At 40.3% G+C, this 10,105-nt stretch carries 10 protein-coding genes; all 10 read right to left on the reverse strand.

Annotation, left to right across the window (positions count from 1 at the left end; all coding sequences use genetic code 11):
* Window positions 1–307 precede the first annotated feature (307 nt).
* On the reverse strand, window positions 308–1,594 hold the full coding sequence (locus tag Q7U95_RS05590) for a UDP-glucose/GDP-mannose dehydrogenase family protein (protein ID WP_308752615.1): 1,287 nt from the start codon (window positions 1,592–1,594) through the stop codon (window positions 308–310).
* Window positions 1,595–1,629: 35 nt separating this feature from the next.
* Complete coding sequence (rfbD, locus tag Q7U95_RS05595) at window positions 1,630–2,532, reverse strand: dTDP-4-dehydrorhamnose reductase (protein ID WP_308752630.1); 903 nt, start codon at window positions 2,530–2,532, stop codon at window positions 1,630–1,632.
* A 390-nt stretch (window positions 2,533–2,922) separates the two neighbouring features.
* Window positions 2,923–3,891, reverse strand: a complete 969-nt coding sequence (rfbB, locus tag Q7U95_RS05600) for a dTDP-glucose 4,6-dehydratase (RefSeq protein WP_308752617.1) — start codon at window positions 3,889–3,891, stop codon at window positions 2,923–2,925.
* 2 nt (window positions 3,892–3,893) lie between these two features.
* Entirely contained in the window at window positions 3,894–4,373 is a 480-nt protein-coding gene (locus Q7U95_RS05605; protein WP_308752618.1) for a dTDP-4-dehydrorhamnose 3,5-epimerase family protein, read from the reverse strand.
* Window positions 4,374–4,691: 318 nt separating this feature from the next.
* Entirely contained in the window at window positions 4,692–5,777 is a 1,086-nt protein-coding gene (locus Q7U95_RS05610) for a glucose-1-phosphate thymidylyltransferase (protein ID WP_308752619.1), read from the reverse strand.
* Window positions 5,778–5,829: 52 nt separating this feature from the next.
* A complete protein-coding gene (locus Q7U95_RS05615) occupies window positions 5,830–6,795 on the reverse strand; it encodes a GDP-mannose 4,6-dehydratase (RefSeq protein ID WP_308752620.1) in 966 nt (321 codons plus the stop codon).
* Window positions 6,796–6,922: 127 nt separating this feature from the next.
* Entirely contained in the window at window positions 6,923–7,648 is a 726-nt protein-coding gene (locus Q7U95_RS05620; protein ID WP_308752622.1) for a glycosyltransferase, read from the reverse strand.
* Complete coding sequence (gene wecB / locus Q7U95_RS05625) at window positions 7,648–8,826, reverse strand: UDP-N-acetylglucosamine 2-epimerase (non-hydrolyzing) (protein ID WP_308752624.1); 1,179 nt, start codon at window positions 8,824–8,826, stop codon at window positions 7,648–7,650. Before wecB ends, Q7U95_RS05620 begins: the two co-directional genes overlap by 1 nt.
* Before the next feature lie 12 nt (window positions 8,827–8,838).
* Complete coding sequence (locus Q7U95_RS05630) at window positions 8,839–9,210, reverse strand: EamA family transporter (RefSeq protein ID WP_308752626.1); 372 nt, start codon at window positions 9,208–9,210, stop codon at window positions 8,839–8,841.
* Window positions 9,211–9,292: 82 nt separating this feature from the next.
* The coding region (locus Q7U95_RS05635) for a hypothetical protein (RefSeq protein ID WP_308752628.1) at window positions 9,293–10,105 on the reverse strand (813 nt) is incomplete at its 5' end.

Here is a 10,105-nt window from a genome sequence, read left to right on the forward strand (position 1 = left end):
TACCAAAAAACTATGCTGTTATCAATTACATACGAGATTGCTTCCCCCGATGAACATCGGGGTCGCAATGACAGGAAAGTGTCGCTACTGGGAAAAATAAAACAGCAAAAAATCTTACTCTTTGGAGATTGCTTCGGTCACTCACACTCCCTCGCCTGCCTGCCGGTAGGCACGGCAATGACGGGGGTGTCGCTATCGCTCCTCCCGCCTACCTGTAAGAGACAATCACCGGCGGGCAGGCCCTCCAGAGGCGGGCAGGCGCAATGACGAGAAGACGCGAAATACTACAAAATTTTAGACGCTTCTTCTATCTGCCGATACCCTCGTAATAAAAACCAAGCTTCTCAAGTTCTTCTCGATTAAACAAATTACGTCCGTCTATTATTATCGGTTTTCTCATCAAGTTCTTCACCTTTGCAAAATCAATCCCTTTGTACTCGTTCCATTCTGTAACAAGAATTAAAGCATCACAATTCTTAACCGTTTCATAGACATCTTCAAAATACATCAACTTTGGAAACATTTTTTTCATATTAAAAGTTGCTACAGGGTCGGTTGCCTTAACATCAGCCCCCTCGGCCAATAACGCTCTTATAATATCAATTGAAGCAGCATCCCGTATATCATCGGTATCCGGTATAAAAGAAAGACCTAAAATTCCAATTGTTTTGCCCCGAATATCTCCTAAAATATCCTTGAGTTTTAAAATGGGAATTAGCTTTTGTTTATCATTAACCTTGATTGCCGCCGAAACTATTTCCGATTCACACCCGTTTTCTTTTGCAATTTCAGCCAGCGCTTTGGTATCTTTGGGGAAACAAGAACCGCTAAAACCTATGCCGGCATTTAAAAAATCGGCTCCAATCCTTTTATCGTGACCCATTCCTTTTGCAACTTCGGTTACATCTGCCCCCACTTTTTCACACAGATTCGCGACTTCATTTATGAAAGATACCTTGGTTGCAAGAAAAGCGTTGGAGGCATACTTTATCATCTCCGCGCTACGAACATCGGTGAACATAACCTTGGAAAAGGAAGAGTAAAGTTTCTCCATAATAACCTTTGCTTTTTCAGAGGAGGTCCCTATAACTACCCTATCGGGGTTCATAAAATCATAGATAGCATTGCCTTCCCGTAAAAACTCCGGATTAGAGATTACATCAAAAGGAACTTTCTTGGTTTGATTTTCTTTAATAATTTTCTCGACGAGGTCTGCTGTTCCCACAGGAACAGTGCTTTTATTAACAATTACCTTATAATCACTTATATTCTTCCCTATTTCAAAAGCAGCATTCCTAACTTGAGATAAGTCAGCCCGTCTATCATATGAAGAAGGGGTTCCAACAGTGATGAAAACTATGTTGGAGGAGGTTAATGCCTCTTTTAAATCTTTGGTAAATTTTAAGTGTCCTTGTTCAACATTCTTTTTAACGAGCTCACCCAACCCCGGCTCGTAAAAAGGAACGATGCCCTTTTTTAAACTTTCAATTTTTACATTATCTTTGTCGACACAAAAAACTTCGTGGCCTAAGTCTGCAAAACACGCTGCCGATACCAATCCAACATATCCGGAACCGATAAAACAAAGTTTCAATCTCCATCCTCCTCAATCTCGCAGGCAACTTCAAATTAATTGGCTTTACAACTCTTTTCTGCCAGATAATCTTTCAAACCGTCTTGCCAATTCCTTAAATTATAACCGGATTCATCCATAAATTTTTGACAATTTAAGACTGAATATTTAGGACGATTAGCGAGTCTTTTTATTTCCTCTGTGGAAACCGGTATCACCTTAATGTCATTAAGCCCACTCAATCCAAGTATTTCTCTTGCAAAATCATACCAGGAGCAAGACCCTTGATTGCTAATGTGATAATAGCCGAAACTGGGTTTAGTTAGCAATGCCTTTATCGCCCTGGCTAAATCGAGAGTATAGGTAGGTGAGCCAACTTGGTCGTTTACAACCTTGAGTTCATTCTTTTCTTGGGCCAAACGCAAAATCGTCTCAACAAAATTCTTGCCGTTTTTCCCGAAAAGCCAGGAGGTCCTTACGATATAATATTTGTCTAAAATTGATTTAACATAATTTTCTCCGGCAAGTTTTGATTCGCCGTAAATATTTATAGGGTTGGGTTTGTCTTCCTCAGTATGTGGTATATCTTTCGCTCCATCAAAAACATAATCCGTGCTTATGTAAACCATCGCCGAATCCATTGCTCTACAAGCACTTGCCACATTTTTTGTACCTTCGGCGTTTACTAAAAATGCTAATTCTCGATTTGATTCACAACCATCAACATCAGTATAAGCAGCTGCGTGAATAACAACATCAGGCTTATTATCGTTTATGCAAATATCAACATCTCTTTTATTGGTTACATCTAATTCCTGATGAGATAAGCCTGTAACATCATGCTCGCTACCCTGCCTGCCGGCCGTGTCTACCGACAGGCAGGCAGGCAGGGATAATACCTTGACTAAATCCGAGCCGAACATTCCCTTGGCACCGGTTATTAATATCTTCAGAAAGATCCACCTCGTTTCAGTCGGGAGTTAGTAGTTGGGAGTCGGTAGTTTGTAGGCTTGTCATCGCGAGCTCCGCAGTAATTTTGTGGGGCGTGGCAATCTCTTGAGATTACTTCGGTCGCTACCGCTCCCTCGTAATGACGAAATAATAATCCTCCTACACTCCCTCACCGCCTGCCGGCAGGCACGGCAATTACACCTTTACCGTCACTGCGAGCCCGAAGGGCGTGGCAGTCTCGAGATTGCTTCACTTCGTTCGCAATGACCAATTCATCTCTCGCTTCTCATCTCCATGCTCTCCGCTCTAAGCTCTATACTCTCCACTATAATTTCTCTATTCATTTTGGTCTTGCTGAAGACTGGCAGCTGACGACTGGTGGCTGAAATCTCCATACCCTACTTGAGCTTCTCCCACCACCATTTGTTGTCTTTATACCAATTTACCGTTAACTTCAAAGCCTCATCAAAATCGTGTCGGGGACTCCAGCCAAGCTCTTTTATTTTTGAGATATCCACCGAGTATCTTTTATCATGGCCGGGTCTGTCGGTAACGTATTCTATGAAATTCTCGTCTTTGCCTAAAATATCCAGCACCATTTTAGTTACTTCAACGTTTGGAAGCTCGTTTTTCGCTCCAATATTGTAAATTTCTCCTTCTTTTCCCTCATGAAGAACTAAATCGATGGCCTCGCAATTATCTTCAACATAGAGCCAATCGCGCACATTCAACCCATCGCCATAAAGTGGAACTTTCTTTCCTTCTAAAATATTGGTGATAAAAAGGGGAATTAGTTTTTCCGGATACTGATAAGAGCCAAAATTATTGGTGCTTCGAGTGATAACTACCGGGAAGCCGTAGGTTTTCCAGTAAGAAAGAGCAATTAGATCGCCCGCTGCTTTGCTTGCGGAGTAAGGACTGTTTGGAGTCAATGAGTCAGTCTCTTTGAATGAACCATTCTCAATAGAGCCATAACATTCATCCGTTGAAATTTGAACAAACCGCTTAACTTTTGCATCTAAAGAACATTTCAAAAGATTATTGGTTCCTAAAACATTAGTTTTTATAAACTCGTCAGGCGATTCTATGGAGCGGTCCACATGGCTTTCCGCGGCAAAATTAACAACTACGTCAGCCTTTTTAACTAAATTAGAAATGAGCGATGAGTCGCAAACATCGCCCTTCATGAATTTATAATTTGGATTGCCCTCTATGTCTTTTAGATTATCTAAATTACCGGCATAGGTTAATTTATCAAGATTAATAATTCTATATTCAGGATGAACTTTCAACATATATCTTATAAAATTGCTGCCTATAAACCCCGCTCCACCTGTTATTAAAAGACGCCCTGTATCAGATTTCAAAGTTAACCTCCGTATTTAACAAAATCCGGCCATTTATAGGGAATCTCTTCGCTGTCCCAAGGAAAGCGAAGCTCATCCGGGTCATCATACCGATACGGCTTGGTTGGAATATTAACAACTCTGGCCTCTTCGCAATCTAAAGCGGTAAAGCCGTGCGCCACATAAGCCGGAATCTTGAGTAAAACAGGTTCGTTTTCTTTGCAAGGAGGAGCTTCTAAAACAAATTCATTTACCTCTTTGTAAGTTGGAGAACCCTCTCTTAAATCACATAAAACTACTAAAGTCTTTCCGGAAACGCAGACAAAATGGTCATCCTGCTCTTTATGGTAGTGCCACCCTTTAGCTGCTCCTTTTTTGCAACCGGTGATATAAACTTGCCCAAACTTGTCGAAAACAGAATCGTCGCATCTCAACATTTCCATTAAAAATCCCCGCTCGTCAGGGATTAGTTTAAGTTTTTTTATTTGCACATCTTTTATCATGAATACCCCCTTGCTTCACTCAATCTTTATTTAAATTTATTATTATAATCAAATCTTTACCTGTTATCCTACACTAATCAGTCGGCAGTCTCTTAGTGAGGAGTCGGGAGTCAAACTTTTTAATTAAAAAATAAAATATAAAAATGCCGTGCCTGCCGGCAGACAGGGCAATGACACCCCCACCTTAATCCTCCCCCGTCAAGGGGGAGGAAACTAAAAAGTCTCTCGTAATGACGAATAGAGGTTTTTCCCTCCCTTTTATCCTCTCTCAGGGAGATATGGGTCTAACCATAAGCTATCTGCCATAAGCCCTATACTCTAAATGACTTCTATCTCACTATTATCTCCGACCATGAGTCGATATGCCTTAGGCTTGGTGTTACTTTTATGGACTTTCACGTTTTTTCCCAGAAGAGTATCTTCTATGCGACTCCCAATTCCCTGAATCGTACAATCTGCCAAAATTATGCTGTGTTCAATTTCACTGCCCTCAATCGTTACATTATCATGAATCGAGGTAAACGGCCCAATATATGAGTTAATTATCTTACTACCGCTGCCAATTATAACCGGACCTCGAATTACGCTTTCCTTGATAATTGCTCCCTTCTCCACCACAACTTTACCCAAAATCTGTGATTTGTCATCAACATTGCCATTAATATTTTCTCCAATAAGACCTAACATAATCCGATTGGCTTCCAATAAATCTTCTAATTTACCGGTATCCTTCCACCAACCGTCAATTATGTGAGGATGAACATCATATCCTTCATCGATTAAATATTGGATAGCATCGGTAATTTCTAACTCATTTCGCCAGGATGGCTTAATAGAGTTTACTGCCTCAAAAATACTTTTATCGAACATATAAACTCCAACCAAAGCCAAATCGGTCTTGGGCTTCTTCGGTTTTTCAACCAGATGAACCACTTTGCCATCTAACAACTCTGCCACTCCGAAACGCTGAGGTTCCTTTACGTGAGATAATAAAATCTGGCAGTTGCAGTTGGTCTGTTTGCCGTACCCTCGATGCAAGCGGAATTCTTCCACGAGACTATTTATACCGTCTTTGACCAAATTATCTCCTAAGTACATGACAAAATCGTCATCTTTTATAAAATCATGAGCAATTTTAACTGCGTGAGCTAGTCCCAAGGGAGCTTCCTGCGGAATATATGTTATATTTACTCCCCATTTACTACCATCGCCAACAGCCAACTTCACCTCTTCACCTGTATCACCGGTTATTATGCCAATATCTGTTATATTCGCATCCCGAATGGCTTCTATCGCATAAAAAAGAATGGGTTTGTTTGCCACGGGAACGAGCTGCTTTGCACTGGTATAGGTAATAGGGCGAAGCCTCGTTCCGGTTCCCCCACTAAGTATTAGCCCCTTCATTTGACCTCCTAAAAAACAAAGTAGTTAATATGAGTTTCCTGTACCAGGGATATCATATTTTTTCTCGCCAGTAATTAAGAGTATCTTCTACGATTTTCTCAAAAGGAATCTCTGGTTGCCAGCCCGTCTTTTCTCTAAATTTAGTGGAATCACCCAAGAGAATGGGGACATCAGACGGTCTCATTCGTGAAGCATCTTTCTTTATTTCAACTTTTACACTACTCATCTCAAGTAGCATATTTAGCATATCTTTTATCTTTACCGTCCTACCAGAAGCAATATTATAAACGTCTCCCGGCTCTCCTTTTTCTAAAGCTAACCAATAAGCTTTGGCTACATCCCGCACATCCGTAAAGTCTCTGAAAGACTCAAGATTTCCAACTTTTATAACGGGTTCACATAACCCCTTCTCTATCATAGCAATCTGCTTAGCAAAATTAGAAACAACAAAAACTTCTCCCCGTCGGGGCCCTTCGTGATTAAACGCGCGGGTGCGAACTATATGCATCCCATAACTCTGATGATACTGGTAACCCAATAAATCCTGAGCAACCTTGCTTACCCCATAGGGACTCAAAGGCCTTAAGGGGTTTGTCTCCTTTATGGGAATTTCGCTTTCATAAACCATACCGTACTCTTCGGAAGAGCAAGCAAGCTGAATTCGAGTATCTAATTTAAGCTCCCTTACTGCTTCAAAGATATCCACTTCCCCAATAATATTGGTCGTTAAAGTTTCCGCTGGTGCTTTCCATGAAGTAGGCACAAAAGACTGAGCCGCCAGATGAAAGATATAATTGGGCTTAACCTCCGCTAATACACTCGACACTGAGGACGCATCTCTAATATCACAGTCTAAAAGATGCAATTCATCCTTTATGTGGTCGATATTCTCCATTCGGCTTCTCCATCTTATCGTACCAAAAACCTCAACATCTTTAGATAAACAGTATTCTGCCAAGTGGCTTCCCGCAAATCCCGATATTCCCGTAATCAAAACCTTCAAATCCTTGGTTCCCATCTCACCAACTCCTTAAAATTTAATCTTGCTTACCTGCCGCCGTGCCTACCGGCAGGCAGGTTTAAAATTTTTATTTTACCACCTTAACAAATTTTTTGATAACTTCCGTTTATAAAAAGACAGCGACCTAAAATCCTCGAACTTTAAATTTAAAAATCATTTTAAGGTACCTGACAATGGTTATGGGAATATTAATTTTGCTGGTGCCTTTTTTAGCGTCGTATTTGAGGATGAAGGGGACTTCTTTAAACTTGGCATCAAGCTGGCGTAATTTTATTAAAATTTCCGGTGTAGCAGAAAATCCCTTCTCCGTAATAAATTTCTCATTGTAATCTCGAAAAGCTTTCTCAATAAGCTCGGCTTTAAATGCCCTGTAACCACTGGTGTAATCACGCAAATCTTTTATTGTAAAGGCACACCTTAAAAGAGACCCAGCTCCACGACTTAAAATTTTCCTAAGATTTGAAAGCCCTCGCTCGCCCGCTCCCGGGAGAAATCTGGAAGCTATTATTACATCAGCACCGTTAATTCCCTCGACCATCGAGGGAATATAATTAGGATCATGGGTAGCATCTCCATCCATGGTAATAATTACATCACCCTTCAAGCTCAAATTAACAGCTTCCCTTAAACCATTGCGCAAAGTAATACCGAGTCCCTGGTTGGACATATTGTGAAGACATCGAATTGGATACTTGGAGGCCATTTCTTCAACAATTTCACCTGTTTTATCGGTACTTCCATCGTCAACTACTATTGCCAGGTATTTACCTTTTAACACATCATCAATTTGCTTTAAAAGTTGTCCTATATTTTTCTCTTCATCATACGCCGGAATAACGATGTAAATCACTAGCGAAATTTCCCTTCTACTTTATCGTTAGACCTGTTCCGGGATAGTAACTCTCTCAGCACTGCAACAATTCTCTTGGATGATTTCCCATCACCATATGGATTAACCGCTCTTGCCATCTTCTTGTATTCGCTCTGGTCATTTAAGAGTCTTTCAGTTTCAGCAACAATATCTTTTGTGTTTGTTCCAACCACTCTGACGGTTCCCGCCTCAACACCTTCAGGACGCTCCGTCACCTCTCTTAAAACAAGGACGGGTTTTCCTAAAGAAGGAACTTCCTCTTGAATGCCTCCAGAATCTGTCAATACAAGATAGGATTTATTCATCAATTGAACGAAAGGTTCGTAATCTAACGGGTCGATGAGATGAACTCTTTCGGTGTCCTTCAGTAAAGAGTAAGCAACTTCTCTCACTTGCGGGTTTAGATGAACAGAAAAGACCACCTCAATTTGGGGATGCAACTTTGTAATTCTACCAATAGCTTCACAAATATTCTTTAGAGGTTCCCCCCAACTTTCTCTACGATGAGCTGTTACGAGTATGATTCTTTTTGAATCAAAATCAATCTTGCTTAAAATGGGATGTTCAAAGATATAATTTACTTTTACCACTCCCAATAGAGCATCGATAACTGTATTGCCGGTAACATAAATTTTATCGGTTGGAATATTTTCTTTGAGTAAATTTCCCTTTGCAGTCCGGGTTGGAGCAAAATGCACATCTGCCAAGTGAGTGGTCAATACCCTATTTGTCTCTTCCGGAAAAGGTTGATACTTGTTAAACGTTCTTAAGCCCGCTTCGACATGCCCCACTGAAATCTTCAGATAAAAAGCCGCGAGGGCTGCCGCAAATGTAGTGGTTGTATCTCCTTGAACCAGAACCACATCGGGCTTTTCTTGAATGAAAACCTCTCTTAAATCATGAAGCACTTTTTCGGTTACATCAAAGAGACTTTGCCTTGGACGCATAATATCTAAATCATAATCGGGCACGATTTCAAATAGTCTTAAAACTTGGTCGAGCATCTCTCGATGCTGAGCTGTTGCCACAGTTATCGAACAAAACTCAGGGGATATTTCAAGTTCCTTTATGACCGGTGCAAGTTTTATGGCCTCCGGCCTTGTGCCGAAGACTGTTAATACCCGCGGTTTAAACACAGTTTCTGTATCAGGGTTCACAAAATCTCCTTGCTAACTTTTTGCTATAAAAATTACTCCCACACAGATTATCAAAACACCCAGCCAACGCAAAAGAGAAATACTCTCCTTCAAGTAAACCCAAGACACAAGAACAACCAAAGCGTAACCCAGCGCGGCAAAAGGATAGGCAAAACTCAAATCAACTCTTGATAAAACTACCAACCAGGAGATGGCTGAAATGACGTAAAGCAGTAACCCCAACCAAACCTGAGGGACTACAATAATTTTAAGCAACGTTTCCCGCCAATTTACAACACTGGAGCCGCCAATCACTCCAACTTGAGTCATCCCAATTTTTAAAAGTATCTGACCCGCGACCGCAAGACAGACGCTAACTAAAATCAATAAAAGAGATTTATTCACATTTCCCCCTTCAGCCGAAGCCCCTAAATTTAAACAATATACCAATTATATACCAAGACATTCGTAATTAAGATTTTTAAGTTTATGTTCCTTCGAGTTCAATTAGAATAAAAGTTGGAATCCTTATTTCTTGCAAACCGAAGGAAGCTGATGTTCCAATCTTCTCAACTACCAATCTGTTCTGCCCAAACATATGTATATTACTTGGCTCAGAATAGATAATATAATCAAAAATTAGAGGAAAATAATGTGATTCATTAAAAGAAAGTAGGTTTCCTTCTAACTGCCCCCTATATCTAACACCAAAATCAACATAATAATCGGCTCCAATCTCTTTTGCCATTACCTCATCTTGAACTTTTTTGAGTTCAATTTTTGAGGAGTAGAACTCCAATATCGGCCCGTAACTCCCATGAAGCAAATCGCTGGTAGCAACCACGACTTCTTTAGAACTATCCTTATCTATAAAATTCGCAACATTTTTTAAACCATCAAAACCATATTTGCACGATGCCATCAACAATAAAGATGAAAACAGAGCAATAACCAAAGATGCTGCTAAAACCGAGATAAAAACAGACTTCTTTTTAATCAAAGAAAGATAGCGGGCCGCCATAATTGAAGCGAAGGGAAGAATAGGCAAAAGATAATATGCATGGAAATGGGCAAAGAAATAGAATAGAAAATATGTTCCGAACAGCAATATAATGAGACAGTCAGACTTGCTCCGCCGCAAGATTAAGACGATTAGACCACAACAGAAGAGCAAAAAAAGAAGTGGTGAGATTGCGTAGAATATTTCCTTTAAAACAATGTTGTAAATAACATAAACATTCGGGATTTCAAAAACTTTTTCAAAAATTCCCGTTTGAGAACCCGTTAATGAACTGGGGCT

It is taken from the genome of Candidatus Oleimmundimicrobium sp., assembly GCF_030651595.1.
Lineage (GTDB): Bacteria > Actinomycetota > Aquicultoria > UBA3085 > Oleimmundimicrobiaceae > JAUSCH01.

Excerpts from the sequence above, each read along its gene's own strand:
- Q7U95_RS05605 (WP_308752618.1), bottom strand. The coding sequence starts at position 4,373 with ATGATAAAAGATGTGCAAATAAAAAAACTTAAACTAATCCCTGACGAG.
- Q7U95_RS05610 (WP_308752619.1), bottom strand. The coding sequence starts at position 5,777 with ATGAAGGGGCTAATACTTAGTGGGGGAACCGGAACGAGGCTTCGCCCT.
- Q7U95_RS05615 (WP_308752620.1), bottom strand. The coding sequence starts at position 6,795 with ATGGGAACCAAGGATTTGAAGGTTTTGATTACGGGAATATCGGGATTT.